This is a genomic window from Streptomyces smaragdinus, from assembly GCF_009604385.1.
In the GTDB taxonomy this organism is placed as follows: Bacteria; Actinomycetota; Actinomycetes; order Streptomycetales; family Streptomycetaceae; genus Streptomyces; species Streptomyces smaragdinus.
The window spans coordinates 98152-124663 of the sequence record NZ_WEGJ01000015.1 but is presented as its reverse complement, the minus strand read 5'-3'; the positions used below and the strand labels follow the sequence as shown (position 1 = coordinate 124663).

23 protein-coding genes are annotated in these 26512 nt (G+C 73.3%); 8 read left to right on the top strand and 15 right to left on the bottom strand.

Features of this window, described 5'->3' with window-relative positions:
- Positions 1-116 precede the first annotated feature (116 nt).
- From SRB5_RS20065 to SRB5_RS20050, 4 genes are read left to right on the top strand one after another with little or no spacing between them, the layout of a single operon-like run.
- Positions 117-1067: an ABC transporter ATP-binding protein gene (locus SRB5_RS20065; protein WP_323378178.1), complete on the top strand. Its 951-nt coding sequence runs from the start codon at positions 117-119 to the stop codon at positions 1065-1067.
- Positions 1068-1104: 37 nt separating this feature from the next.
- Positions 1105-1995: an ABC transporter permease gene (locus SRB5_RS20060; RefSeq protein WP_323378180.1), complete on the top strand. Its 891-nt coding sequence runs from the start codon at positions 1105-1107 to the stop codon at positions 1993-1995.
- A gap of 2 nt (positions 1996-1997) precedes the next feature.
- Positions 1998-2915 carry an ABC transporter ATP-binding protein gene (locus SRB5_RS20055; protein ID WP_153453919.1) on the top strand — a complete coding sequence of 306 codons (918 nt, stop codon included), beginning with the start codon at positions 1998-2000 and terminating at the stop codon, positions 2913-2915.
- 9 nt (positions 2916-2924) lie between these two features.
- Positions 2925-3644 (top strand): ABC transporter permease subunit, encoded by a 720-nt coding sequence (locus SRB5_RS20050; protein WP_323378177.1) that lies wholly within the window; start codon positions 2925-2927, stop codon positions 3642-3644.
- 59 nt (positions 3645-3703) lie between these two features.
- On the opposite strand, the gene SRB5_RS20045 is transcribed toward SRB5_RS20050, so the two are convergent.
- The 10 genes from SRB5_RS20045 to SRB5_RS20000 form a co-directional block, all read right to left on the bottom strand.
- A complete protein-coding gene (locus SRB5_RS20045) occupies positions 3704-4420 on the bottom strand; it encodes a hypothetical protein (protein WP_194292970.1) in 717 nt (238 codons plus the stop codon).
- A 242-nt stretch (positions 4421-4662) separates the two neighbouring features.
- The gene (locus SRB5_RS20040) at positions 4663-5481 is read right to left on the bottom strand and encodes an HAD family hydrolase (RefSeq protein WP_153453917.1); all 819 of its coding nucleotides are present in this window, start codon (positions 5479-5481) and stop codon (positions 4663-4665) included.
- Positions 5478-6761, bottom strand: coding sequence for a serine--tRNA ligase (gene serS, locus SRB5_RS20035; protein WP_323378176.1), 1284 nt, complete (start codon positions 6759-6761; stop codon positions 5478-5480). The genes SRB5_RS20040 and serS overlap by 4 nt, the downstream gene beginning before the upstream one ends.
- Positions 6762-7358: 597 nt before the next feature.
- On the bottom strand, positions 7359-8294 hold the full coding sequence (pheA, locus tag SRB5_RS20030; protein ID WP_153453915.1) for a prephenate dehydratase: 936 nt from the start codon (positions 8292-8294) through the stop codon (positions 7359-7361).
- 86 nt (positions 8295-8380) lie between these two features.
- Entirely contained in the window at positions 8381-9652 is a 1272-nt protein-coding gene (efeB, locus tag SRB5_RS20025; protein ID WP_153453913.1) for an iron uptake transporter deferrochelatase/peroxidase subunit, read from the bottom strand.
- A 9-nt stretch (positions 9653-9661) separates the two neighbouring features.
- On the bottom strand, positions 9662-11530 hold the full coding sequence (locus tag SRB5_RS20020; protein WP_153453911.1) for a copper resistance CopC/CopD family protein: 1869 nt from the start codon (positions 11528-11530) through the stop codon (positions 9662-9664).
- A gap of 5 nt (positions 11531-11535) precedes the next feature.
- A complete protein-coding gene (locus tag SRB5_RS20015; RefSeq protein ID WP_323378175.1) occupies positions 11536-11988 on the bottom strand; it encodes a copper chaperone PCu(A)C in 453 nt (150 codons plus the stop codon).
- Entirely contained in the window at positions 11985-12635 is a 651-nt protein-coding gene (locus SRB5_RS20010; RefSeq protein ID WP_153453909.1) for an SCO family protein, read from the bottom strand. Before SRB5_RS20010 ends, SRB5_RS20015 begins: the two co-directional genes overlap by 4 nt.
- Before the next feature lie 69 nt (positions 12636-12704).
- A complete protein-coding gene (locus tag SRB5_RS20005; RefSeq protein WP_153453907.1) occupies positions 12705-13421 on the bottom strand; it encodes a YcnI family copper-binding membrane protein in 717 nt (238 codons plus the stop codon).
- A 93-nt stretch (positions 13422-13514) separates the two neighbouring features.
- Complete coding sequence (locus SRB5_RS20000) at positions 13515-14258, bottom strand: hypothetical protein (RefSeq protein WP_153453905.1); 744 nt, start codon at positions 14256-14258, stop codon at positions 13515-13517.
- Between the two features lie 202 nt (positions 14259-14460).
- On the opposite strand from SRB5_RS20000, the gene SRB5_RS19995 reads away from it, so the two are divergent.
- Positions 14461-14907 carry an ATP-binding protein gene (locus SRB5_RS19995; protein ID WP_153453903.1) on the top strand — a complete coding sequence of 149 codons (447 nt, stop codon included), beginning with the start codon at positions 14461-14463 and terminating at the stop codon, positions 14905-14907.
- A 228-nt stretch (positions 14908-15135) separates the two neighbouring features.
- Complete coding sequence (locus tag SRB5_RS19990) at positions 15136-15921, top strand: peptidoglycan DD-metalloendopeptidase family protein (protein WP_153453901.1); 786 nt, start codon at positions 15136-15138, stop codon at positions 15919-15921.
- Here the strand turns inward: SRB5_RS19990 and SRB5_RS19985 are convergent.
- The 3 genes from SRB5_RS19985 to SRB5_RS19975 all read right to left on the bottom strand — a co-directional run bounded on the left by SRB5_RS19985 (position 15918) and on the right by SRB5_RS19975 (position 19048).
- Positions 15918-16811 (bottom strand): aminoglycoside phosphotransferase family protein, encoded by an 894-nt coding sequence (locus SRB5_RS19985; protein ID WP_153453962.1) that lies wholly within the window; start codon positions 16809-16811, stop codon positions 15918-15920. The two genes, SRB5_RS19990 and SRB5_RS19985, sit on opposite strands and share 4 nt — an antisense overlap.
- Positions 16812-16891: 80 nt before the next feature.
- Positions 16892-18199 (bottom strand): FtsX-like permease family protein, encoded by a 1308-nt coding sequence (locus SRB5_RS19980; RefSeq protein WP_153453899.1) that lies wholly within the window; start codon positions 18197-18199, stop codon positions 16892-16894.
- A 3-nt stretch (positions 18200-18202) separates the two neighbouring features.
- Positions 18203-19048 (bottom strand): ABC transporter ATP-binding protein, encoded by an 846-nt coding sequence (locus SRB5_RS19975; RefSeq protein WP_407703943.1) that lies wholly within the window; start codon positions 19046-19048, stop codon positions 18203-18205.
- A gap of 171 nt (positions 19049-19219) precedes the next feature.
- Between SRB5_RS19975 and SRB5_RS19970 the strand changes: the two genes are divergently transcribed.
- Positions 19220-20410 (top strand): calcium:proton antiporter, encoded by a 1191-nt coding sequence (locus tag SRB5_RS19970; protein WP_153453895.1) that lies wholly within the window; start codon positions 19220-19222, stop codon positions 20408-20410.
- Here the strand turns inward: SRB5_RS19970 and SRB5_RS19965 are convergent.
- Positions 20400-23405 carry an ATP-binding protein gene (locus tag SRB5_RS19965; protein WP_153453893.1) on the bottom strand — a complete coding sequence of 1002 codons (3006 nt, stop codon included), beginning with the start codon at positions 23403-23405 and terminating at the stop codon, positions 20400-20402. The two genes, SRB5_RS19970 and SRB5_RS19965, sit on opposite strands and share 11 nt — an antisense overlap.
- A 277-nt stretch (positions 23406-23682) precedes the next feature.
- Between SRB5_RS19965 and SRB5_RS19960 the strand changes: the two genes are divergently transcribed.
- Positions 23683-24987, top strand: a complete 1305-nt coding sequence (locus SRB5_RS19960; RefSeq protein ID WP_194292969.1) for an MFS transporter — start codon at positions 23683-23685, stop codon at positions 24985-24987.
- Here the strand turns inward: SRB5_RS19960 and SRB5_RS19955 are convergent.
- A complete protein-coding gene (locus SRB5_RS19955) occupies positions 24977-26512 on the bottom strand; it encodes an aminopeptidase P family protein (protein ID WP_153453888.1) in 1536 nt (511 codons plus the stop codon). The two genes, SRB5_RS19960 and SRB5_RS19955, sit on opposite strands and share 11 nt — an antisense overlap.

Genomic DNA, 26512 nt, shown 5'->3' with positions numbered 1-26512 from the left:
GGGACGGGGGACGTCCGCCGGGACATCGCCCCCTCCATCTCAGGTATGGAAATCAGGGCAACATCAGGGACTCCCGGCCGACGCGCGACTCCCCGCACACCGATAGCGTCGTCACCGTGACAGTGATCGCCACCGAAAGCCTCAGCAAACGGTTCCCCCGGGTGACCGCACTCGACAGCCTGACCATGGGCATCGAGCCGGGCGTGACGGGGCTCGTCGGCGCCAACGGGGCAGGGAAATCAACCCTGATCAAGATCCTCCTGGGTCTCTCCCCCGCGACGGAGGGCAGCGCCGCCGTCCTCGGCCTCGACGTCGCCACCGAGGGCCCCGCCATCCGCGAACGCGTCGGCTACATGCCGGAGCACGACTCCCTGCCGCCCGACGTCTCGGCCACCGAGTTCGTCGTCCACATGGCGCGCATGGCAGGCCTCCCGCCCACCGCCGCCCGCGAACGCACCGCGGACACCCTGCGCCACGTCGGCCTGTACGAGGAGCGCTACCGCCCCATCGGCGGCTACTCCACGGGCATGAAGCAGCGCGTCAAACTCGCCCAGGCCCTCGTCCACGACCCCGAGCTGGTCTTCCTGGACGAGCCCACCAACGGTCTCGACCCCGTCGGCCGCGACGACATGCTGGGCCTCATCCGCCGCGTCTGGTCCGACTTCGGCATCTCGGTGCTCGTCACGTCCCACCTCCTCGGCGAACTCGAACGCACCTCCGACAACATCGTCGTCATCGACGGCGGCCGATTGCTGCGCGCCAGCTCCACCCGGGACTTCACCCAGTCCACGACCACCCTCGCGGTCGAGGTCACCGACACCGACGCCCACCCCGACGGCGCCGCCGCCCTGCGCGCCGCCCTCGCCGACGCGGGCCTGACGCTGCACACCGAGGGCCACGTGCTGTACGTCGAGTCCGCCGACGCCAACGACTGGAAGGCGTACGACACCATCCGCGACGCCGTCGCCGGCCTCGGCGTCGGCCTGGTCCGGATGGAACAGCGCCGCCACCGCATCGCGGAGATCTTCAGCACCGACACCGACGGGGGCAGCCGTGACGCAGCCTGACACCACCACCGGCACACCGCCGCAGCTCACGAAGAACATCCCGGCGCAGGGCGCCACCGACGTCATCCACGACATCGGCTACCGCCACTACGACGGCCCCCGCCTCGGCCGCGCCTACGCCCGCCGCTCCCTGTACGTCCAGTCGCTGCGCGGCGCGTACGGCCTCGGCCGCTCCGCCAGGTCCAAGATCCTGCCGATGATCCTCTTCGGCCTGATGAACATCGTCGCCCTGATCCTCGACGCGGTCGCGATCTACGCGGGGACGATGACGGAACTCCCCATCGACTACACCGACTACGCGTTCTACATGACCCCGGTCCTCTACCTCTACATCGGCTCCCAGGCCCCCCAGTCGGTCTCCCGCGACCTGCGCTTCCGGACCATCCCCCTGTACTTCTCCCGCCCCATCAACCAGGCCGACTACGTCTCCGCCAAGTACGCCGCCCTCACCACCGCGATGTTCGTCTTCACCGCGACCCCGCTGGTGCTGCTCTACCTCGGGGCGCTGCTCGCCAAGTTTGACTTCGCCGACAACACCACCGGGTTCCTCCAGGCCCTGGTCTCCGTCGCGATCCTGTCGGCGCTGTTCTCCGCCGTCGGCCTGCTGCTGGCCGCCCTCACCCCGCGCCGCGGCTTCGGCGTCGCCGCCGTCATCGCCGTCCTGTTCGTCTCGCAGGGCGCGGTCTCGGTCGTCCAGGGAATCTGCTTCCACCAGGACAAGGCGGACGCCATCGGCTGGGTCGGTCTCGGCTCCCCGACCACCCTCGTCGACAACATCCAGTCGGCGTTCCTCGGCGCCACGCCCATCACCCCGGAGGGCGTCGAACCGTCCACCGCCGCCGGCGTCGCCTCCCTCGCCGTCTGCGCACTGATCATCGCCGGCTGCTGTGCCCTGCTGCTGCGCCGCTACCGGAAGGCAGGGCTGTAGGAATGACCACGATCACCATCGACCGCGTCTCCCGCTGGTTCGGCAACGTCGTCGCCGTCAACGACGTCACCATGACCATCGGCCCCGGCATCACGGGCCTCCTCGGCCCCAACGGCGCCGGGAAGTCCACCCTCATCAACATGATGGCCGGCTTCCTCGCCCCCTCCGGCGGCGCCGTCACCCTCGACGGGCAGACGATCTGGCGCAACCAGGACGTCTACCGCACCATCGGCCTCGTACCCGAACGCGAGGCCATGTACGACTTCCTCACCGGCTGGGACTTCGTCCTCGCCAACGCCGAACTCCACGGCCTTTCCGACCCCGGCGCCGCCGCGAAGAAGGCCATGGCCACGGTGGAGATGGAGTACGCGCAGAGCCGCAAGGTCTCCACGTACAGCAAGGGCATGCGCCAGCGCGTGAAGATGGCCTCCGCGCTCGTCCACGAACCGTCCGTCCTGCTCCTCGACGAGCCGTTCAACGGCATGGACCCCCGCCAGCGGATGCACCTGATGGACCTGCTGCGGCAGATGGGCGAGGACGGCCGCACCGTGCTGTTCTCCTCCCACATCCTGGAGGAGGTCGAACAGCTCGCCGCGCACATCGAGGTCATCGTCGCCGGCCGGCACGCCGCCTCCGGCGACTTCCGCAAGATCCGCCGGCTGATGACCGACCGCCCGCACCGCTATCTGGTGCGCTCCAGCGACGACCGGCAGCTTGCCGCCGCCCTCATCGCCGACGCGTCCACCGCCGGCATCCAGCTCGACTTCACGGAGAAGGCGCTGTCGGTCCAGGCCGTCGACTTCAACCGGTTCACCGAACTGCTGCCCCGCGTCGCCCGCGACGCCGGTATCCGGCTCTACACGGTCTCACCGTCCGACGAGTCCCTGGAATCCGTCTTCTCGTACCTCGTCGCCTCGTAAGGAGCCGATGTGTATCACCCCACGGTCGCCCGGCTCACCTACCGGGCGCTGCTCGGCCGCAGGCGCGCGTTCATCATGTTCGGCCTGCCCGCCCTGCTGCTCGCGCTGTCGATCGTCGTACGGGCCCTCGTCGGCGCCGACGACGAGGTCGCCAACAACATCCTCGGCGGCTTCGCCGTGGCCACGATGGTCCCCCTCATCGGCGTCATCGCCGGTACGGGCGCCATCGGCCCGGAGATCGACGACTCCTCGATCGTCTACCTCCTCGCCAAGCCGGTCCCTCGGCACACGATCATCCTCACCAAACTGATCGTCGCCGTCGGCGTCACGATGGCCTTCTCCGCCGTCCCCACCCTGCTCGCCGGCTACATCCTCAACGCCAACAGCCAGCAGCTGGCCGTCGCCTACGCGATCGCCGCCGCGATCGCCTCCGTCGCGTACGCCGCGCTGTTCCTGCTGCTGGGGACGATCACCAAGCACGCCGTCGTCATCGGCCTGATCTACGCGCTGGTGTGGGAGTCGCTGTTCGGCTCCCTGGTGGCGGGCGCCCGCACCCTGAGCGTCCAGCAGTGGGCCCTGGCGATCGGCGAACGCCTCGGGAAGGGCGGCTACATCCTCTCCGACGTGGCCCTCCCCACGGCGGTGGTCCTGCTCGTCGCGGTCACCCTCGCGGCCACCTGGTTCGCGGGCCGCCGCCTGCGCGCGCTGACGCTGGCGGGCGAGGAGTGACGAGGGGCCGGGCCGGGGGCGATCCCCGGCCCGGCCCGTTCGGCTCAGCTCACCTCAGCTCAGCCGCGTCGGCGCCGTCGCCCGCCGCGGGGAAGCGGCCTCGGGCGGTCGTCGTCCGGCAGCCGGGGGAGGCCCGCCAGGTCCATCCGCAGATCCATGCGGTGGACGTCGTGTCGCAGGGCGCACACCTCGACGTTGATGGCGTTGACGACGTGCTGCGTCTGCGTCAGCCGCCGGTCCATCGAGTCGAGCCGGTACGACATCCCCTCCAGCACGCTGCCGATGTGCCGGACGGCGTCGCCGATGTCGGTCGCCGCGGGTGCCGGCTCTTCGTACGTCCAGGGGGCGGGGCGGGTCGTCTGCTCCTCGACGTTGAGGAGGTACGTCCTTACGCGGCGGGCGATCACGCTGTCGCGGAGGAGCATTCCGATGTTGAGGATGGCCCGGCGAGGCCACAGAGCCAGGCTCGACCTGGCCTGTGGATAACTTGTCATCCCCTGCTCGCGATAGAGAGACGTAATGTCTCCCTTAAAACGCTCCAGGTCAGCGCCCCGGAGGATGCAGAAGCCGTTGCTCTCGAGCTCCTCGCGGTGCCGTTGGATCACCTTGTTGAGGACGCGCTCCTCGACCTCGTAGTACTCCGCGAGCATCCGCGTGGTGACGTGCATTCCGTCCGGCAGCGTCTCCAGCACCTTCACCTTGTCCAGGACATCCGTCCGTCCCGTGAGCGATTCCCGGATCGCCCGGGACTCCAGCAGTGCGTTTTCGGGCAGCATCAAGCAGCCCCTTCCATGGGGTTTGTTCGGGCATGTGTGAGGGACGCCCGTACCCAGGGCCCACAGGGGCGGAGGCTGCTGTCGTGCGGTATCTACAACGTTATGACCGGACATCCGTGCGACCGGCAATCGCAAATCAGCGCATTACGTATCAACTAGCGTTTCGTAGGTGCCTCCACGCACGGTGATCAACGATCCGACAATCGCAAAGTCACGCCCCCGCCGAGGACGTACGCGAATCGTCAGCCCCCGAGCAGCAGCCGCTCCACCACGACCGCGACCCCGTCCTCGTCGTTCGACGCCGTCACCTCGTCGGCCGCCGCCCGGACGTCCGCGTGCGCGTTGGCCATCGCCACGCTCCGGCCCGCCCAGCGGAACATCGGCAGGTCGTTCGGCATGTCCCCGAACGCGATCGCCGCCGACCCCGGGACCTCCAGCCGCCGCGCCGCCAGCGACAGTCCCGTCGCCTTCGACAGCCCCGCCGGCAGCAGCTCCACGGTGTCCTCGCCCGCCAGCACCACCGACAGCAGCGGCCCCACGGCCGCGGTCGCCGCCGCCGTCAGCTCGTCGTCCGTCAGCGTCGGATGCTGGATGTACATCCGCCCCAGCGGCGCGTTCCACAGCTCCGCCCGCTCGGAGACGAACGTCGCGCCCAGCACCCCGGCGGGGGTACGGAACCGGCGCTCGAAGAGGGTCTCCCCCTGCAGCCCGTCCATGCTCGCCGCCACCGCCAGCGGACCGGTGTCGGCCTCGATCTTCTCCAGCGCCGCCCGCGCCACCGCCCGGTCGAGCGTCACGGTCGTGAGCAGCCGGTGCGCCCGCGCGTCGTACAGCTGTGCGCCCTGCCCGCACACCGCGAGCCCGTCGTACTCCAGGTCGTCCAGTACGTGCCGCACCCACGGCACCGCCCGCCCGGTCACGACGATGTGCGCCGCCCCCCGGCCGGCCGCCGCCCGCAGCGCCTCGCGCGTACGCCCCGAGATGCTGCCGTCGGAACGCAGCAGCGTCCCGTCGAGGTCCGTGGCGATCAGGCGGTACGGGAACGGCGCGGCGGAGCTCATCGGGCGAGCGGCTCCAGCACCTCACGGCCGCCGAGATACGGACGCAGCACCTCGGGCACCCTTACGGAGCCGTCGGCCTGCTGGTGGTTCTCCAGGATCGCCACGATCGTCCGCGGTACGGCGCACAGCGTGCCGTTCAGCGTGGCCAGCGGACGCACCTTGCCGCCCTCGGCCTCCCGCATCCGCACGGACAGCCGGCGCGCCTGGAACTCGTTGCAGTTCGAGGCGGACGTCAGCTCGCGGTACTTCCCCTGCGTCGGGATCCACGCCTCGCAGTCGAACTTGCGCGAGGCGGACAGCCCGAGGTCGCCGGTGGCGACGTCGATCACCTGGAACGGCAGCCCCAGCGACGTCAGCCACTGCTTCTCCCAGCCCAGCAGCCGCTCGTGCTCCGCCGAGGCGTCCGCCGGGTCGACGAACGAGAACATCTCCACCTTGTCGAACTGGTGGACGCGGATGATGCCCTTGGTGTCCTTGCCGTGCGACCCGGCCTCCCGCCGGAAGCACGGCGAGAAGCCCGCGTACCGCAGCGGCAGCTTCGCGCCGTCGAGGATCTCGTCCATGTGGTACGCGGCCAGCGTGACCTCCGACGTGCCGACCAGATAGCGGTCGTCCTTGTCGAGGTAGTACACGTCCTCCGCCGCCTGGCCGAGGAAGCCCGTGCCCTCCATGGCGCGCGGCTTGACCAGCGCCGGAGTGAGCATGGGCGTGAAACCGGCCGCCGTGGCCTGCGCGATGGCCGCGTTGACCAGCGCCAGCTCCAGCAGGGCGCCGACGCCCGTGAGGTAGTAGAAGCGCGAGCCGGAGACCTTGGCCGCCCGCTCGGTGTCGATGGCGCCGAGGAGGGAGCCGAGCTCGAGATGGTCCCTCGGCTCGAAGCCCTCGGCCGCGAAGTCGCGGGGGGCACCGACCGTCTCCACCACCGCGAAGTCGTCCTCGCCGCCGACGGGGACGTCGGGGTGGACGAGGTTGCCGATGCGCAGCAGCAGCTGCTGGGCCTCCTCCGCCGCCGCGTCCTGCTCGGCGTTCGCGGCCTTCACCGCGTCGGAGAGCTCCTTGGTCTTCTTCAGCAGCTCCGTCTTCTCGTCGCCCTTGGCCTGGGCGACCTGCTTGCCCAGCTGCTTCTGCTGGGCGCGGAGCTCGTCGAAGCGGACGCCGGACGACCGCCGCCGCTCGTCGGCGGAGAGCAGGGCGTCGACGAGCGCGACGTCCTCTCCACGGGCGCGCTGCGACGCGCGTACACGGTCGGGGTCCTCACGGAGCAGACGAAGGTCAATCACGGGGCCAAGGCTACCGGGGCGGGGGGCCGGTGTTCGACGCGGAATTCCAGCGAGTTGGGTTTCGTCCGTTTTGAGAGTTAAATTGGCAATTGTGAGTTTGCGTGGAAGTGGCCGGAAGGTGCCGTCGCGAGAGCTGTGGAGGGGGTGCGGAAGGGTGGGTCAATCACCGGGGGGCGAATAGCTCGATAGACGGCGAAAACGGACATCGGGTTGACGGTCACCCCGTCGTCACAAGGGGATCCGCCGCTTCCTTTTCCACAGCTCACCAGCAGTCGCATTCTTTGTCCACAGGTTGATCCCCGGCCCTGTGGATGATGGATGGAGGGGTTCCGTTCCCTGCTCGGAGGGCGCAGGATTCCCGCTTCGAACATCAACTACACCCCCATTGGGGCCGTAATGTGTACGCCCTAAGGGTGCATCCGCGGAATTGTGCTGACGCGCAATCCTTTGATCGACTGTGTATGACTCTGGGATCGATGGGCGGATTTGTCGACAGAGTCCGTTGTGCACTGTCGACTTATTCACAGGTCGTTCGGTGGGTTGTGGAAAACTTAACCGTCCTGTGGACAGCTGTCGTTGATCCGACGTAACGCCAGCTCAACCGCGCCCGTCAAGGCACCGGTTCAGCCAGTCCGCCGCCGTCACGAAGTCCGCGTCGGACGTCCCCGGGCGCGTGTCCCGGACATCCGCCGCCGTCATCCCGGCGCGCGGGTACGAACCCAGGAAGCGTACCGCCGGGCAGATCCGCTTCAGGCCCATCAGCGCCTCGGAGACCCGGCGGTCGGTGATGTGGCCCTCGCAGTCCACCGAGAAGCAGTAGCGGCCGATGCCCTCCCCGGTGGGCCGGGACTCGATACGGATCAGGTTCACGCCGCGTACGGCGTACTCCTGGAGGAGCTCCATCAGCGCGCCCGGGTGGTCGTCGCCCAGCCAGATCGCCACCGACGTCTTGTCCGCGCCCGTCGGGGCGGCCGGGCGGGCGGGGAGGCCGACGAGGACGAAGCGGGTCTGGGCGTTCTGCGCGTCGTGGATACCGGTCACCAGCGGCTCGAGCCCATACACCGCGGCGGCGAACTCGCCCGCGAACGCGCCGTCCACCTGGCCCTCCTGGACCCGCCGGGCGCCGTCGGCGTTCGAGGCGGAGGACTCCCACTCGGCGTCCGGCAGCCGGTCGGCCAGCCACTTGCGCACCTGCGGCTGGGCCACCGGGTGGCCGGTGACCGTCTTGATGCCGGACAGCTCGGTGCCGGGGCGGACCAGCAGGGCGAACGCGATGGGCAGCAGCACCTCGCGGTAGATCATCAGCGGTTCGCCGACGGCGAGCTCGTCGAGGGTGGTCGTGACGGCGCCCTCGACGGAGTTCTCGATCGGGACGAGCGCTCCCGCCGCCTCCCCACTGCGGACCGCGTCGAGCACCGCCGGTACGGACACCATGGGGACGAGCTCGCGGGTGGCGGCTTCGGGCAGGGTGCGCAGGGCGGCCTCGGTGAAGGTCCCTTCGGGGCCGAGGTAGGTGAAGCGGCTCGAGCTCATGGGGCTGGCTCCCGGGGCGGTTGGAGAGAAGGTCACGATACCCACCGCCGGGGGCCGTTTTCGCCTCGTTCCGGACAGCGGACCGCTCACCCCTCGAGCAGCCGCTGCCCCACGTACTCGCCGTCCGCCGCGCCGCCGGGCACCGCCCACAGGGCGCTCGCCTCGTGCCGCAGGAAGCGGGAGAGGCCGTCGCCGCGGTCGAGTTTGCGCTGGACGGGGACGAAGCCGTGCCGGGGGTCCGCCTGCCAGGCGATGAAGAGCAGCCCCGCGTCGGGGGCGCCGTCGTCGCGCAGACCGTCGTCGTACGAGAAGGGCCGCCGGAGCATGGCCGCGCCGCCGTTGGACGCGGGGGCGGCGACCCGTACGTGCGCGTCCCCCGCGACCGCGAGGGCGCCGTCCGCGCCGAACTTGCCGAGGTCGACGGGCGTGTGTTCGCCGCCGCCGGAGAGGGGCGCGCCGTCGGACTTGCGCCGGCCGATGACCCTCTCCTGGCGCTCGAGGGGGAGGGTCTCCCAGCGGTCGAGGAGCATGCGGATACGGCGGAAGACGGCGTACGAGCCGTTCGCCATCCAGTCGGGCTGTCCCGCGGCGGGGACGAAGACCCTGGCGGCGAAGTCGTCGTCGGCGGGGGTGGGGTTGTTGGTGCCGTCGACCTGCCCCATCAGATTGCGTGCCGTCCGCGGCTCTGCGGTGGCGCCCGGCGTGCGGTTGAAGCCGCGGGTCTGCCACCGGAGGGTCGCCGTTTCGCCGGCGTCCCGGAGGACGGCGCGCAGGGCGTGGTACGCGACGAGGGGGTCGTCGGCGCCGATCTGCACCCACAGGTCGCCGTCGGAGCGCCGGGCGTCGAGCGCGTCGGCGGAGAACGGCGGCAGGGGGGCGAGGGCGGCCGGGCGGCGGGCGGTGAGGTCCGTACGGTCGAAGAAGGTGTGACCGAAGCCGAAGGTGACGGTGAGGGACGACGGGCCGGCGTCCAGCGCGATGCCGGTGTCGCCGTCGGACGCCGGTTCGCCGGCGGTCAGCCGGGCGGCGGTCCGGCTCCAGCGGCGCAGCAGGGCGGCGGCCTGTTTGCGGCCGGCGCCGGGGGTGAGGTCGAACGCGGCGAGGTGGCCCGCTGCCTGCAGGGGGGTGGTGATGCCGGCCTGGTGCGTCCCGTGGAACGGGACGCGGGTGGCGCCGACGGTGGTGAGCGGGACGGATTCGTCACCGGTGTCCCGCAGGACGGCGGTTACGCCGGTGCCGCCCGCCACCAGGCCCGCGGCACCGGTGGCTGTCGCGGTGCCCAGGAGGCGGCGGCGGGTGACGCCGGGCGCCGGGGGCTGCTGCTGTTGCTGTTCCGTACGGAGGGTCTGTGCTGTCATGCCGTTCCGTCAGTCGATCGTGAAGGTCTCGGACTCGGTGATCTGGTCGATGTCCGAGGTGCGTACGGTCATCGCCACCGTCCACTCCCCGGTCGCGGGGAGCTGTACGGCGGTGGCGGACCAGTGGCCGTCGTCGACCTTCTCGGGCACCGTCCGCAGGGGGCCGATTCGCTTCGCCTTCAGGGTGAAGGCCAGGCGCAGTTCCGGCACGTCCAGCGGCCGGCCGCCGGGGGCGGTGACGTAGAGGTGGAGGTCGTTGTTCCCGGTGCGGCCCGGGTCGAGGGTGAGCTCGGCGGTGCCCCGGCCGTCCGGTCCGCCGGTGTCGAAGGGGATCTTTACGGAGACGGGGCCGGCGGAGGCGCGGGCGGCGGCGGTGGCCGCGGTCTGTTCCGCCTGCGCGCGTCCGGGCTGGGTGCCGGAGAGGACGGTGGCGAAGGTGAGGACGATGAACGCGATCAGGGTCTCCGCCAGCACGGTCTTGCGCAGGCCGGCGCGTGCCGGGTCGGCGGCGCGGGCGCGGCGTTCGCGGGTACGGGCCAGGGCGTCCCGCTGCCGGGCGAGCTGGCGGGCGCGTTCGCCGTCCGCGGTGGCGGACGTGACGGCGGACGCGGTGACGGCGGGCGCGGTGACCGCGACGGGTTCCTCGGCGGGTTCGTCCGTCGCGGCGGTCTCCCCCAGCCGTGCCACCCACCGCCGCGATATCCATCCCGTACCGACGAGCGCCGCGACGAGGGCCACCTTGACCAGCAGCAGCTGCCCGTACGAGGTGGACGTGAGGGCGTCCCAGCTGCCGACGCCCCGCCACGCCTGGTAGAGCCCGGTGACGGCGAGCACCGTCACCGACCAGAACGCCAGCTGCGAGAACCGCCGGACGGATCGCCGTTCGACGGGCGGCCCGCCGCGCATCGCGACGGCGAGGGCGACGAGCCCGCCCAGCCACACCGCGACGGCCAGCAGATGGACGGCGCTGACGGGCATCGCGAGCCACGGCTGGATCCCGGCGGAGGCGTGTTCGGCCGTCGCCCACGTCGCCGCGAGCCCGGCGGCGACGACGCCTCCGCCGATGCCGAGCCCCAGCGCGACGTCCCGCCGCTCCTTGCCGGTACGTGAATCGGTACGCGAATCGGTGCGTGACCCGCCGCCCTGCTGCGTCCCGAACAGCACCGCGAGGAACACCGCCGCCGCCCCGAGCAGCAGCAGCCGCGACAGCAGCGCCGCCCCGGGCCGGGTGCCGAGGACCTCCCGTACGGAGTCGAGCCCGAAGTCCTCCCCCGTGTACGGCCCGCGCAGCAGCAGCAGCGCGACGGTGGCGGTGAACAGCAGCGCCCAGCCGGCGCCCGCCAGCCGCCGCAGCCGGGGGTGGCGTCCGCCGCACCAGCCGGCGAAGACGGCGGCGCCCGTCATGACGACGAACCCGGCGTACGCCAGATAGCGCCCCGCGTCGTAGTACGTCTTCGCCCAGCCGCCGCCGTCCGACGGCAGCGCGACGGTCGTATCGGAAGGCTGCCCGATCGAGAACGTGAACGCTCCCGCGACGGGGTGGCTGTCCTCGGACACGGCCTTCCACACCACGGTGAAGGTGCCGTCCGGCAGCCCCGGCCGCAGCGCCACCCCCGCGGTCTTCGTGTCGCCGCCGACATGGTGGGCGGTGCCCTTGACGGAGTCACGGCCCTGCGGGTCGAGGACGCGCAGGGAGTCGTCGGAGAGCCGTACGCCCTCGGAGAAGGAGAGGGCGACGGACTTGGGCGCGGCGGTGACCACCGCGCCGTCGTCCGGGTCGGTGCCGGTGAGGGCGGCGTGCGCGGCGGCGGGGGAGGCGCCGTACGCGAGCAGGCCGAGCAGGGCGGTGAGCAGGACGACGGCTGTCCGGCGGACCATGCGGGTCACTCCTCCGTTTCCGGCCGGTAGGAGGGGGGCTCCACCGGGACGTCGATCTCGATGGGCGCGGAGGTGGCGAAGTGCAGGGTGAGGGCCACCTTCTCGCCGACGCGGGGCTTGCGGTCCAGCTGCTCGAGCATGAGGTGGTTGCCGCCGCGGGCGAGTTCGAGCCGTCCGCCGGCGGGTACGTCGAGCCGGTCGACCCGCTTCATCCGGGTGCCGTCGGTGGTGTGCAGGGTGACGCGGCCGGCGGCGGACGTGGTGACGGACGTGAGGGCGTCGTCCGCGTCGCCGTCGTTGCGGACGGTCAGATAGCCGGCCGCCATGTCGGCGAGGGCGGGCTGCGGTACGAAGCCGGCGGCGGCGGTGAGCTTCGGCGCGTTGCCGGATCCGCCGGACCCGCCGCAGCCGGTGAGGGCGAGGAGGGCGACGGCGGTGAGGACGGCGGCGCGTCTCACGGGGTGCCGCCCTCGATGAGGACGGGGAGGTCCTTGGCGTAGTCCTCGGCGGTGGTGCCCGCCGTGTAGATGACGTGCGCCTTGTCGTCCTTGGGGGAGAACGCCAGCACCTGGGCGCCGTGGTCGGCGCTGATGGTGCCGTCCTTGTCGACCTCCGCCTTCTCGACGAGGACGCCGACGCCGCGGCCGGCTTCCTGGATGGCGGCGAAGTCACCCGTGAGGCCGATGAAGTCGCCGTCCTGGGCGGCGAGCCATTCGCCGAGGCGCTTCGGGGTGTCGTGTTCGGGGTCGGTGGTGACGAAGACGACGCGGAGCTTGTCCTGCTCGGCCTTCGGCAGCCGCTGCTTGGCGAGGGCGATGTCGCTCATCGTGGTGGGGCAGACGTCGGGGCAGTGGGTGTAGCCGAAGAAGAGCAGCGTGGTGGTGCCGGCGGTCTCCTTCAGCAGGTCGTACGGCTTGCCCTTGGTGTCGGTGAGGACGAGGGCGGGCTTGGGCTTGGGGTCGTCCAGGACGGTGCCCGGTTTGGTCTGGCCGCCGGAGATCTCCACGGCGGGCGTCGACTCGGGCTCGCCGGAGCCGCAGGCGGCGAGGCCGGCGGTGAGCAGGACGGCGGCGGCGAGGGCCACCAGGGTGCGGGTGCTGCGCATGGGTTTCCTTCTGTACGTCTGTGAGGGGCCGAGGGGGAGCCCGCCGTCGGGCGGGCTCCCGGTCGGGTCCTACGCGCGCCCGCGGCGGGACCGGAGGCCGAACACGAGGCCCGCGGCGCCGAGCGCGATGCCCACGGCTCCGAGGGTACGGGCGGTCGTGTCGGCGCTGTCGGCGGCGGCCGCCTCGGTGCTCTTGGCGTCGTCCGCGGGCTTCCTGTCGGCGACGTTGTGGCCGTCCTCCCCCTCGGCGGGGGACAGGGCGAGGACGGGCGCGGGGTTCTCGGGCTCCTCGGCGCCGTCCTGCGGGACCTCGATCCAGCGGGAGACCACGTCGTTGTCGTACGTCTGGACGGTCTTGAAGACCAGCTCGTCGGTGTCCTCGGGCAGCGGGCCGAGGGAGACGGGGAACTGCTGGAAGGTGCCCGGTGCGATGGCCCCGCCGGACCAGATGATCTTGCCGGCGGCCTCGGTGACCTTGCTGCCGTGGACCTCGAGGGGCTTGTCGAGCTTGACCTTCTCGACCTTGACGTCCCACCCGGGTACGGGCTGCGGCATCGCGGAGGACAGGGGGTGGTCGGCGGGCAGGGTGACCTCGATCCGGATCGTCGAGGCCTTGTCCTGCTCGTTGGGGACCTTGAAGTTGACCGTCGCGTAGCCGCCCTGCCGGGCGACGCCCTCGGGGCTGACGCCCACATGGGCGAGGGCGGGGGAGGCGAGCAGCAGTACGCCGCCGGCGGCGACGGCAAAGGCGAGGCCGAGACGGCCGCGCGAGAGGGGAACACGCATGGCGATGTGACTCCGTCGGGTGGGAGGTGTGGGGTCCTGGCGCGTGGCCGGGCCCGCGGCCGGACACCTCCCTCCCGTCGGGCGGGCGGAGCGTCAGGCGGCGAGCCCGCAGCCGGGTGGGCCGCGGCGGATCACGCTGTGCGCGAGGACGACGGAGGGGTCCGCCGGCGGTGCGCCGTCCCGGGTGCGCCGGGGTACGGGGCGCGGACCGACGGCGTACGGGAGGCCGTCCCGTAGCGCGGCGGCCAGCCGCAGCGCGCCGAGCAGCCGGGGCGCGGGGCGGGCGAGCCGTACGAGCCGGAACAGGGCCGCCTCACCGCGCCGCAGCAGCCAGCCGGCGGCGAGGGCGGCGAGGAGATGGCCGAGAAGCATCGGCAGGGTGTACGAGGACGCCGCGGCGGCGTGCCCCAGGTGTCCGCCCGGGGCGGCGACGGGGGCCAGCCGGTCGGGGTCCACCCCGGCGGCCGAGACGAGATGCCGGGCGTGCCCCTCGGTGAGCGGCATACCGCTGTGCCCGCACACCAGCTTCCGGGCGAACGCCGTGACGCCGCTGGTCGGAGCCGGGTCGGTGTGCTGTCCGAGGGCGAACAGGGCGTGCAGGCCCAGCTGTCCCACGGTCAGCAGCCCGGCGATGGCGCGCAGCGACCGCTCCCGTCCGGCGCCCGCCCAGGTGACGCCGAGGACGACGGCGAAGGCGGCGCCCAGCGCCCACAGGGGGACGGCCGAAGCGGAGGCCAGGACATGTCCGCCGGCGGACAGCGCGACGCACACCGCGGTGAAGACGGCGGCGCGCAGCAGTCGCAGGTCGGCGCCGGCGCGCCGGGCGGTGGCAGTCATGGCGGCGCCATCATCTCACCGGCCTCCCACCCGCGGTACAGGAGGGCGCGACCGGATGCCGTCGGAGGTCTATACCGCACAGGTGGAATAAACGCATCCGCTGAATGAGTGTCCTCACCCGCCGGTGACGGTTCAGTCGCCCGGATGCCGGTTATACGTACCTTACGTCCAGCCGCAAAACCAGCCAGGAGGCTGAACCCCGATGAGCATCTGGTGGTCCCTGCATCTGCGGCGTGAGGCGGCGAGCGTTCCGCTCGCCCGGCGGCTGCTCGTCGGTGCCATGGACGCGGCGGGCGTCGACCCGGACATCTCCTTCGACCTCTCCCTGGCGCTGACGGAGGCCTGCGCGAACGCGGTCGAGCACGGCGGTGACGCGGCGACGGACGACTACCGGGTGACGGCGTTCATCGACGGCGTGAAGTGCCGGATCGAGGTGATCGACGCGGGCCCCGGCTTCACGGACGACAACCCGTCCGCCCGGCTGCGCGGCGCCCGGGCGTCGGTGCGGGCGGAGGGCGGGCGGGGGCTGTATCTGATCGAGACCCTCGCGGACCACGTCGACATCCACAACCGGCCGGGGCGGGGTGCGGTCGTGTCGTTCGACAAGATGCTCAAGTGGCGTGAGGGGGCACTGCTCGCGGCTTCGTGAGCGGTGGCCGAGAGGTGCCGGGTGGTGTCGTGAGCGGCGGCTCGGGCCGTCCGCCGGCCGGGGGCGAACAACCGGGTGCGGGGCAAACGGACGTGCGGGTGGCGGGGAGTTGCCGTGTGGCGGGCGGGTGGTCTGCGCGGGGCCGAGCGTGGCGGGGCGGCGGATACGTGGGGGGCACACCTAGCGTGGCCGCGTTCCTGACCGCCCGCTCGCCTGGAGGTACCCGTCGTGCGCCCGCTGCAGACCGTCGTTCTTCCGCTGCTGCTCGCGTTAGTGTTCGCCGCCCCCGCGGCGGCCGATGATCCGGCTCCCGGCGAGGGAGCGGGCACGTACGCGGGGTCGGGCCGCCCGGCCGAGGAGGCGCCACCGGCCGACGGCGGGGTGACGACGGACGACAAGGCGCGGGGCGAGGACGAATCGACGTCCGTCGGGACGCCGGCGCTCCCCGACGAATCGACGTCCCTCGGCGAGCCGTCAGCCCCTGACGAATCGACGTCCCACGGCGAATGGACCGCCCCCGAAGTACCGTCGGCCCCGGACGGCACGCTGCTCGGCGACGGAGCGCTGACCGACGACAAGGCCGCCTTCGGCGCCCTGGCCCCCATGCGCGGCTGGGCGGCGCCGACCAAGGGCGGCTGGATCAGCGCCTCGTACGGCATCCGCGGCACGCACTGGGTGCGCGGCTACCACACCGGCGTCGACATCGCCGTCCCCACCGGGACCCCGGTCCGGTCCGTCGGCCCCGGCCAGGTGATCGAGGCCAGGCGGGACCCCTCGTACGGGCTCTACGTCAAGGTCCGGATGAACGACGGGCACTACGTCCTGTACGGCCATCTGTCCCGCCTCCGCGTCGGCCTGTGGGCACGCGTCGGCGGCGGCCAGCTGATCGCCTACTCCGGCGCCACCGGCAACGTGACCGGCCCGCACCTGCACCTCGAGGTGCGCACGCAGCGGGGCTTCGGTTCGGACATCAACCCCGTGACCTACCTCGCCAAACACCGCGTCTCCCTCTAGCGTTCCTCCGCCAGCACCTCGCGGATGACGTGCCGGGCGTTGCCCGCCATCGCCGGGTTCGTCGTGCGGTAGTACGGCAGGGCGACTACCGCCTGCGACAGCGTGCGCGCCCGGCCGCGCAGCCAGGTCGCGTCGTCCACGCCGACGCCGGCGCGGAACGCGTCGCGGGCGGCGCCGGCCGGGAGCAGGTTCCACGCGGGGAACAGGTCGCACGCGGGGTCGCCCGCGCCCGTACAGCCGAAGTCGATGACCGCACCGAGCCGTCCGCCGGACGACACCAGCAGGTTGCCCGGCATCAGATCGGCGTGCAGCCACCCGGGGGCCCCGTCCCACGCGGGGGCGGCGAGCGCCCGGTCCCAGACGGCGGTGACCGCGTCGCAGTCGACGCCCTCCGCGGGGAGCTTCCGCAGCGCGTCGATCGCCTCGCGTGTCCCGGGGTCCTGCACGGCCAGCGGTCCGCCGCGGTGGGCGCCGGGGGCGTCCGGCAGGGTGACCGCCCGCATCGCGGTGACGAACGCCGCCAGGTCCCCGGCCAGCCCCACCGGGTCGGTGAGCGCGCCGGGCTCCGGGTTCGTACCGTCGAGCCAGCCGTACACCGACCACGGGTACGGGTAGTCGGGGGTGGGTTCCCCGGCGCCCAGCACCTCCGGGAGGGCGACGGGCAGCAGCGGGGCGAGCCGGGGGAGCCACGTCCGCTCCAGCGTCACGTCCCCCGCCCCGCCGGGGGTCAGCGGCAGCCGTACGACCATCCGCCCGCCCAGCCGGAACATGGCGTTGACCGTCCCGCCGGACGGCAGCCGCGTCACGTCGAGGGACGCCCATTCGGGGAACCGTCCGGCGATCAGCCGGCGGACGAGGGCGGCGTCGAGGGGATGTTCGTCGGGGTGCATCATGCGGGCCATCGCACCGCGCGGCGTGGGGCGGGGCAACCGAATAACGAACGCGGGCCCCTCCGGAGAAAACGAACGCCTCACCCCACCGCCCGCACCGCCGGCGTCCGCAGCACCCGCCGCGCCGTCCCGAGGGACGTCCCCAGCGTGGCCGCCGCCGCGACGCCGCACACCGCCAGCCAGACGCCGGGCCCCAGCGGCGGCAGCACGCCGTCACCGCGGGCGACGGTGAACGGTATGACCCCCGCCAGCGCGGCGAGCGACCCGAACAGCACCCCGGTGACCGTCAGCAGCGCCGACTCCAGCCCCACCGTCCGCAGCACCTGCCCCGGCGTCGCCCCCGCGAGCCGCTGTCCGCCGAACTCCCGCGCACGGTACGAGGTGGCCGCGTACAGGGTGTTGACCAGCATCACGCAGGCGAACACGGCGATGATCCCGACGACCACGAAGTTCAGCGTCTCCAGGTTCTTGTCGTCCACCGTCCGGGTGACCCCCGTCCGGTCGTTCTCCACCGCCTGCATGTACAGCGTGGCCGTCGAGATCCCCACGAACAGCACCAGCGGCATCAGCACCCCCGTCAGCTCACCCGCCCGCCGCCGCAGCCCCTGCACCGTCAGCCAGCCCGAGCCGGAGCCCGCCAGCGGCCGTTCGAGCACCCCCAGCACCCACCGCAGCAGCGCCGGTGAGAAGACGGCGAACCCCACGGACAGCAGGATCGCCCCGTACGCGGGCGGCGCCATCGCCTCCGGCCCGGCGTCCCCCATCGCGAACGTCGCGGCCGCCAGCACCGTCCCGAGCACGAGCGCCGCCCGCCCGCCCCACGTACGCCACCGCCGCCGGCCCCCGCCGCCCGGCGCGCGACCCGCCCGCCGTACCGCGAGCAGCGCGGCGCCCACGGAGGCCACCAGCGTGATGCAGACGCCCGTCGTCAGGGCGATCTCCCCGAACGCGTACTCCACGGACCCGGCGACCTGACCGCTGTCCTGGAACAGGCCGAGGAGCAGCCGCCCGCCGAGCATCGCCGGCCCGATCGCCGGCAGCGTCCCGGCGAGCGCGACGGCCGCCGCCTCACCGACGACCATCCGTCTGATCTGCGCCGGGGTGGCCCCCGTGGCGCGCAGCAGCTCCATCTCCGCGGACCGCTGGCGGACCGCGACGGTAAGCGTGGAGGCCACGGCGAAGAACACCACCAGCGAGCCGTAGCCGCCGACGACCGCCGCCGCCGTGGTCAGCGACTCGGCGCTGACGTCGTCCACCCCAGGGGCGGACGCCGTGTCGAGCAGGGAGTTGAACGTCATCACGATCGCCGCGCCCAGGAAGGACGCCAGCAGGGTGGCGGCGAAACGACCGGGCCGCCGCCGCACGGAACGCATGGCCAGAGCGAACATCCCTCACACCTCCTGGACGGTGCTCGAAACAGCGTCCCCCAGATGTGTCATCCGCTCCGCGACCCGGTCCGCCGTCGGAGCGTCCATCCGCCCGACGATCCGCCCGTCCGCCAGGAACAGCACCGCGTCCGCGTACGAGGCGGCCACCGGATCGTGCGTCACCATGACCACCGTCCGCCCCTCCCCCCGTACCGACTCCCGCAGCAGCACCAGCACCTCACGCGCGCTGCGGGTGTCCAGCGCCCCCGTCGGCTCGTCGGCGAAGACCACCGCCGGCCGGGTGACCAGCGCGCGGGCGATCGCGACGCGCTGGCGCTGGCCGCCGGACAGCTCGTCGGGGTGACGGTGCGACAGGTCGCCCAGGCCCACCCGCGTCAGCACCTCGTGCACGTGCGTCCGGTCGACGCGCCGGCGGGCGAGCTTCAGCGGCAGCACGGTGTTCTGCTCGACGGTGAGCGTCGGCAGCAGGTTGTACTGCTGGAACACGAATCCGACCCGCCGCCGCCGGAACTTCGTCAGCTCCGCCTCCGTCCCCCCGGTCAGCTCCGCGCCGTCCACCCGTACGATGCCGCCGTCCGCCCGCTCCAGCCCCGCGGCGACCTGCAGCAGCGTCGACTTCCCGGACCCCGACGGCCCCATCACGGCGGTGAACGTCCCGTGCCGCAGCCCGAGGCTCACCCCGTCCAGCGCGGTCACGGCACCGGCCCCGTGCCCGTACGACTTACTAACCCCGACCAGCCGCAGCGCCTCGTCCTCCGAAGATCCCGGAAACCCCGGAGACCCCACACCCCCCGGAACCCCGCGGACCCCTGGCCCCGCCCCCCGCTTCGAACCGAACATCGTCCTCAACTCCCTCGTCGACCGACGGCCTCGACCACGAAGCTACGGACGGCGACCCCCGCGGACACTGGGCGCACACACCCGGTCCACGGTGGTGCTACGTACACCCCCGCCCCCGCCTCACCCCCCATCGGCCCCGCCCCGCGCGCGCCCGGCGGCCACCGCTGGCAGGGTCGGGGCATGGACTCCGGTCGTACGCCCGCCGGTCTGCTGCGCCTCTGGCCGTTCGTGGTCCCGCCGGTGGCGCTGGCCGGGGCGGCGGCGGGGTGGGGCCGGGACCTGCCCGGCTGGGGGCTGGCGCTCGCCGGGCTGCTGCTGGCCGGCGCGGTGCTGGGCGCCGTGCACCACGCGGAGACCGTCGCGCACACCGTGGGGGAGCCGTTCGGCACGCTGGTGCTGGCGGTGTCGGTGACCCTGATCGAGGTCGGCCTGATCATCACGATGATGATCTCCGGCGGCAGCGAAGCCGACTCCCTCGCCCGCGACACGGTCTTCGCCGCCGTGATGATCACCTGCAACGGCGTGGTCGGCGCCGCGCTCCTGGTCGGCTCGCTGCGCCACGGCACCGCCGTGTTCAACGCCGAGGGCGCCGGCGGGCTGCTGGCGACGACGCTCACCCTGGCCACGCTGAGCCTGGTGCTGCCCTCGTACACCTCGAGCCGGCGCGGACCGGAGTTCACCGGCCCGCAGCTGGCCTTCGCCGCGGTCGCCTCACTGCTGCTGTACGTGGTGTTCGTGCTGGTCCAGACGGTGCGGCACCGCGAGCAGTTCGTGCCCGTACGGCGTTACGGCGGACCTCTGCCGGGCTTCTGGGAGCTGGCGGAGGAGGAGGGCGAGGGCCGTCCGCCGGCGAGGGTCGCGCACGACGCGATGCCCGGCGACTACGAGCCCGAGCACCACGGTCCGCGGCCCACCCCGCGGCAGGCGTGGGTGGGGCTGGGCCTGCTGCTGCTGTCGCTGCTGGCGGTGGTGGGCCTGGCCAAGCTGGTGTCCCCGTCGCTGAAGTCGGGGGTGCAGTCCCTGGGGCTGCCTTCGGCCGTCGTCGGCGTGGTCATCGCGCTGCTCGTGCTGGCGCCGGAGACGATCACGGCGGTGCGGGCGGCGCGGCGCGACGAGGTGCAGACGAGCCTGAACCTGGCGTACGGCTCGGCGGTGGCCAGCATCGGGCTGACGATCCCGGTGATCGCCGCGGCCTCGATCTGGCTGGACGGCAAGCTGCTGCTGGGGCTGAGCCCCACGCACACCGTGCTGCTGGCGCTGACGGCCGTGGTCGGGGTGCTCACGGTCTTCTCCGGCCGGGCGACGCTGCTGCAGGCCGGGGTGCATCTGGTGATCTTCGCCGGGTTCGTGTTCCTGGCGTTCAACCCGTGAGCCGCCGCTCGGCCTCTTTCGCCTCGGGCGCCTTGAGGCCGCGGAACAGGGTGAGCGCCTCCTGCCAGTGGGGGACCGCGCGGGCGGGCTCGCCGAGGGCGTCGTGGCAGCGGCCGAGGCCCGCGTGCGCCCGGGCCTGTTCGTACGCGGTGCCGCGGTCGACGGCGATGGCGAGCGCCTCCGTGTGACAGCGCAGGGCGTCGGCCGCCCCGCCGAGCGCGACATGGGTTGCCGCCAGGTCGTTCAGCACCGACATCTCGAGCCGGGCGTTGAAGCCGGCGCGGGCGATGGCCAGGGCCTCGCAGTACCGGCGGCGGGCGCTGTCGTGGTCACCGAGCCCCCGGTGGACGGCGCCGAGCCGGGTCAGCGCGAAGCCCTCGACGAACGGGAGGCCGCCCGTCCGGGCCGTCGCCACGGCCCGTTCGGCGTGGTCGAGGGCCTCGTCGTGGCGTCCGGTGTCCCGGTACAGCGTGGCCAGCCCGCACAGGGAGAGCACCTGGCCCGGCGGCTGGCGGCACTCCACGGCGATGTCCAGCGCCTCCCGCAGGGCTCTCTCGGCCTCCGCCGTACGGCCGAGGCGGCGCAGCAGCAGCCCCAGGTTCAGCATGGGCCGCTGCAGCAGCGCCCGCCGGACGCCGAGCCCGCGGTACAGCTCGGCCGAACGGCGCAGCTGGCGCACCGCCTCGCCGGACCGGCCCAGCAGACCGAGGACCACGCCGAGGACCCCGGCGGAGGCGGCCTCGAGCAGCGGGTCGCCCGCCTGGGTGTGCAGGTCGAGGGCCTGCTCCAGGCTCCGGGCCGCGTCCTGGAGGCGGTCCAGCCGGAAGTCGGCCAGCCCCAGCGCCCGCAGCGCGCTGCCCTCGGCCGCGAGGTCACCGTGCTCCCGGGCCGCCTCCAGGGCCCGGGTGTGGAGCTCGCGGGCCTCGTCGAGATGCAGGCCGAGGTCGAGATACCACAGCAGCGCGGTGGAGAAGTCGCCCGTACGGCCGGGCAGTTTGTGGTCGGCCGCGGCGGTCGCGGTGCGGATCAGATTGGCGCGTTCGGTGTCCAGCCAGGCCAGCGCCGCGTGGTAGCCGGCCAGGGGCGGCGGCTCGGGGACCTTCCGTACGGCCGGCGCCGGCCGCAGCTCGTGCGGGGCGAGTATGTCCGCCGCCAGGGCGGCGGTGCGCAGGTAGTAGTCGCACAGGCGGGACAGCGCGGCCGTGCGCTCGGCCCCGGTGTCCGCGGCGGCCGTCAGCTCCGCGGCGTAGCTGCGCAGCAGGTCGTGCAGCCGGTAGCGGCCGGCGGTGACCTCGTCGACGAGGCTGGCCCGCACCAGCCGGTCGAGTCCCCGCCGGGTCGCCCGGCGCCCCGGGTCCCCGGCGAGCGCGGCCAGCGCGTACTCGTCGGTGTCCTGGCCGGGATGCAGTCCCAGCAGCCGGAACAGCCGTGCGGTGTCCGGCTCCAGATTCCGGTACGAGGCGAAGAACGCGGCCCGGACGGAGGCGTGCGGATCCCCCGCGTCCAGCAGATCGAGCCGGTCCCGCTCGTCGGTGAGCTCCAGGACCAGGCCGCGAAGGGTCCGGTGCGGTGTCTCCCGGATCCGTTCGGCGGCGATCCGCAGCGCCAGCGGCAGCCGGGCGCAGCGTTCGACGAGCCGCGCGGTGGCCCCGGGATCCGCGCTGCAGCGCTCGCCCAGCAGTGACACCAGCAGCCGGTGGGCCTCGTCGTCGGTCATCCGGTCCAGGTCGATCCGGTGGGCGCCCTCCCGGGCGGCCAGCCCGGCGAGGGTGTTCCGGCTGGTGACCAGGACGAAGCAGGACGGCGAGCCGGTCAGCAGGGGGCGGACCTGCTCGGCGCTGCGGGCGTTGTCCAGCACCACCAGCAGCCGTCTGCGGGCGACGAGCGAGCGGAACAGCGCGGCCCGCTCCACCGTGTCACGGGGGACGACCGTGGCGTCGGCGCCGAGGGCGCGCAGGAACGCGGCGAGCACGTCGGCCGGTTCGGCGGGCCGGCCGGGCCCGAAGCCGCGCAGGTCCACATACAGCTGACCGTCGGGGAAGCGGTCCCGGACGCGGTGCGCCCACTGCACCGCCAGCGCTGTCTTTCCCACCCCGGCCGTCCCCGCCACGGCGGATATCACCGCCGTGCCGCCCTCCGCCGTCAGCCGGTCCAGCAGGGCGAGCTCGGCGTCGCGGCCGGTGAAGCCGGGCACGGGGTGGGGGAGCTGCCGGGGCACGACGGGGCCGGGGTCCGACCGCCCGCCCATACCCGTACGGTCGGGCTCGAGCGGCTCGCCCGCCAGGATCGCCTGCTCCAGGGCGCGCAGCTCCGGCCCCGGCTCGAGCCCGAGCTCCGTGACCACCTCCCGCCGGGCCCGGCGGTACGCGGCCAGCGCGTCGGCCTGCCTGCCGCTCCGGTACAGCGCGGTGACCAGCAGCGCCTGCAGCCGCTCACGCAGCGGATGGCGCTCGGTCAGCCGGGCCAGCTCGCCGGCCGCCCGCGCCTCGTGCCCGCACCGCAACTCCGCCTCGTACAGCTCCTCCAGCGCCAGCAGCCGCCGGTCGCCCAGCCGCTGCACCTCCCCGGCCAGCGCGGGCAGCTCCACCCCCGCGTAGGGCGTCTCGCCCTGCCACAGGGCCAGCGCCTCACGGATCAGCTCCACCCGGCGCGCCGGCCCGGCGGGCCCGGCCTCCGTCAGCAGCGCGCCGAACCGCCCCGCGTCCAGCTCCCCGGGCCGGACCCGCAGCCGGTAGCCCGAGGCGCCGAACTCCAGCCGCTCCGGCGCGTCGAGGAGCTGGCGCAGCCGGTGCACCTGTAACTGAAGCCGCCGTATCCGCCCGGGCTCGGGCCGCTCACCCCACAGCGCGTCGAGGAGGACCTCGGCGGGCACCGGCTCGTCCGCCCGCGCCAGCAGCAGGGACAACAGCCCCCGCCGCAGCGCCCCGGGCACCTCGCCGGCCGCCGCGTCCCCGCGACCGGTCATCCGCAGCGGTCCCAGAACCATGAACTGCATTGCTCATCACCCAAGTCCCCCGGCTCGGCCTGATCGGCGAATACGTTGTCCGCAGTCTAGGGCGAACCCATCTGCTCGGGGACGAATGGTGGACAAGTAGCCGACTGTGGACAACTCCCTCACCCGGTAGGGCGATCCGGCCCTCCGCGAAGCGCGGAGGAAAGCGCGGAGGAAAGCGCGGAGAAAGCGCCTCCCCGCATCATGACGCAGGGCAGCCGAGGGGAGCCGGCCCTCCCGCGTCATGCCGAATTCACCGATCAGCGGGAGGGGCTCCCCCATGTCTCAGGACAACGATGTCCGTACGGCGGGGGCGGATCCGTTACCCGGGAGCGGCGGGACGGATCCGCCGCCCCGGTTGCTGCGGCGGCCGGTCCCGGCGCTCTTCGTCGCCACGCATCTGGGCCGGCTGCCGTGCGGGATGGCGCCCCTGGCGCTGCTGCTGGCCGCCACCGCGGACGGGGGCGATCTGGCGCGCGGCGGTCAGCTGGCCACCGCGTACGGGCTGGCGGCGGCCGTCGGGCAGCCGCTGCTCGGGCGGCTCGCGGACCGGCGGGGGCAGTACGGGCCGCTCGTCGGCGGTTCGGTGGCCGCCGCGTGCGTGCTGACCGCGCTCGCCCTCGTCGGTACGGGGAGCTGGCCGGGGCTGCTGCTGGCCGCGGCGGCCGGCGCGGCCAGTCCGCCGCTGGAGGCCTGCCTGCGGGTGCTGCTGCGGGCCACGGTGCCGCCGTCCCGGCTGGAGGCCGCGTACGCCCTCGACGCCTCGCTGCAGGAGCTGGTGTACGCGCTCGGGCCGGGGCTGGTGCAGCTGACCGCCGCCCTGCTGTTTCCGCAGGCCGCGCTCTTGTCGACGGCGCTGTTCGGGCTGGTCGGCGCGGTGTGGCTGGCCAGTTCGTGGCCGTCGCGCCGGTGGCGTCCGGTGCCTCGGTCCGCGCAGGCGCGGGGGTGGCGGTACGGGCCGCTGGGGTCGCCGGGGATACGGCGGCTGCTGCTGGCGCTGCTGTGCATCGGCGGCGCGCTGGGCGCGCTGAACGTGGCCGCCCTCGCGGCGGCGGTACGGCACGACGCGGACTGGCTGGCGGCGGCGCTGCCGATGACGCTGTCCGGCGCCGGCATCGTCGGCGGGGCGGTGTACCACCGGCGCTCGCGGCCGGGCGGCAAGCACCGGCGGTGTCTGCCGGGCGGGGAGAACCACCGCCGGATGCTCTGGCTGACCGGGGCGTTCGCCGTGGCCTGGGTGCCGCTGCCGGTGCTGGACCCGGCGCCGGTGGCGGCGGTGGCCCTCGTGGCGTTGCCGGGGGTCTGCTTCATCCCGCTGCTCACGGTCGCGTACCGGCTGGTGGACGAGCTGGCCCCGCCGGGGCGGCGGACCGAGGCCAACACATGGCTGGTGGCCGCCTTCGGGGCGTCCGTGGCGCTCGGGCACCTGGCGGGGGAGGCGGGCGGCAGCTACGCCGTGCCCGCCTGCGCCTCGGCCGCCGCGGTGGCCGCGCTGGGGCTCCTGCCGGGCGGGGGACCGGCCGCCCCCGAGGCGTCGGGCGCCCCCCGCCGGAGAACGGGGGGCGCCCCGCGGATCAGCCCTTGAGCCCCGCCATCCACGCCTCGACCTCGTCCGCCTGCCGCGGCAGCCCGGCGGACAGGTTCTCGTTGCCGTCCTCGGTGACGAGGATGTCGTCCTCGATCCGCACGCCGATGCCCCGGTACTCCTCCGGCACCGTCAGATCGTCGGACTGGAAGTACAGCCCCGGCTCCACGGTCAGCACGACGCCCGGCTCGAGATCGCCGTTGACGTAGAACTCGGTGCGCGCGGCGGCGCAGTCGTGCACGTCCAGGCCCAGCATGTGGCCGGTGCCGTGGAGCGTCCAGCGGCGCTGCAGGCCGAGCTCCAGGACCTTCTCCACGTCCAGGTCGCCCAGCAGCCCCCAGGACACCAGCCGCTCGGTCAGCACCCGCTGCGCGGCGTCGTGGAACGCCCGGTACGGGGCGCCGGGCACGACGGCCGCGATGCCCGCCTCCTGCGCGTCGTACACCGCGTCGTACACCTTGCGCTGGACGGGCGTGAACCGGCCGCCGACCGGCAGGGTGCGGGTGACGTCGGCGGTGTAGAAGTGACGGGTCTCCACGCCGGCGTCGAGCAGGAGCAGGTCGCCGGAGCGGACGGCGCCGTCGTTGCGTACCCAGTGCAGGGTCGTGGCATGCGGGCCCGACGCGCAGATCGAGCCGTAGCCGACGTCGTTGCCCTCCACGCGGGCGCGCAGGAAGAACGTTCCTTCGATGAAGCGTTCGCTGGTCGCCTCGGCCTTGTCGAGCACCTTGACGACGTCCTCGAAGCCGCGGCCGGTGGCCTCGCAGGCGAAGCGCAGCTCGGCGATCTCCCAGTCGTCCTTCACCCGGCGCTGCTCGGAGAGGAAGACGCGGAACTCCTCGTCGCGCTCGGCGGTCACCTTGTCGGCCAGCGCCGCCTCGATGCCGGCGTCGTAGCCGCGCAGCAGCCGGACGGGGCCGGTGGCCTCCTTCAGCGCGCCGGCGAGCTCGCGGACGTCCTTCACGGCCAGGCCCAGCAGCCGCTCGTTCTCGGTGAGGCTGTTGCGCCGGCCGACCCACAGCTCGCCCTGGCCGGAGAGCCAGAACTCGCCGTTCTCCCGGTCGGAGCGCGGCAGCAGGTACGCGGTGGCGTCGTGGCCGTTCTCCGTGGGCTCCAGGACGAGTACGCCGTCCTCGGTGGCGTCGCCGGTGAGGTACGCGTAGTCGGAGGAGGGGCGGAACGGGTAGTCGGTGTCGTTGGCCCGGACCTTCAGATTGCCGGCCGGGATCACCAGGCGGTCGCCCGGGAAGGCGGCGGACAGGGCGGCGCGCCGGCGCGCGGCGTGCGCCGCCTGCGCGACGGGCTCGAGGTCGTGGCGCTCGGTGTCGGCCCAGCCCTGCTTCATGTTCTCGGCGAGCTCGTCGGACACGCCGGGATACAGCCCGTTCTTCCGCTGCTTTATCGCCTCGGTCTGCTCGCCCTCGGTTGTCTCCGGGGCCTCGAGCTCCGCGGCCTCGTGGGCCTGGTCCTCGGTCGTCCGCTCCGTCACGGGTGCCTCCTGGTTCGCATTACGGCCACCCTCCAT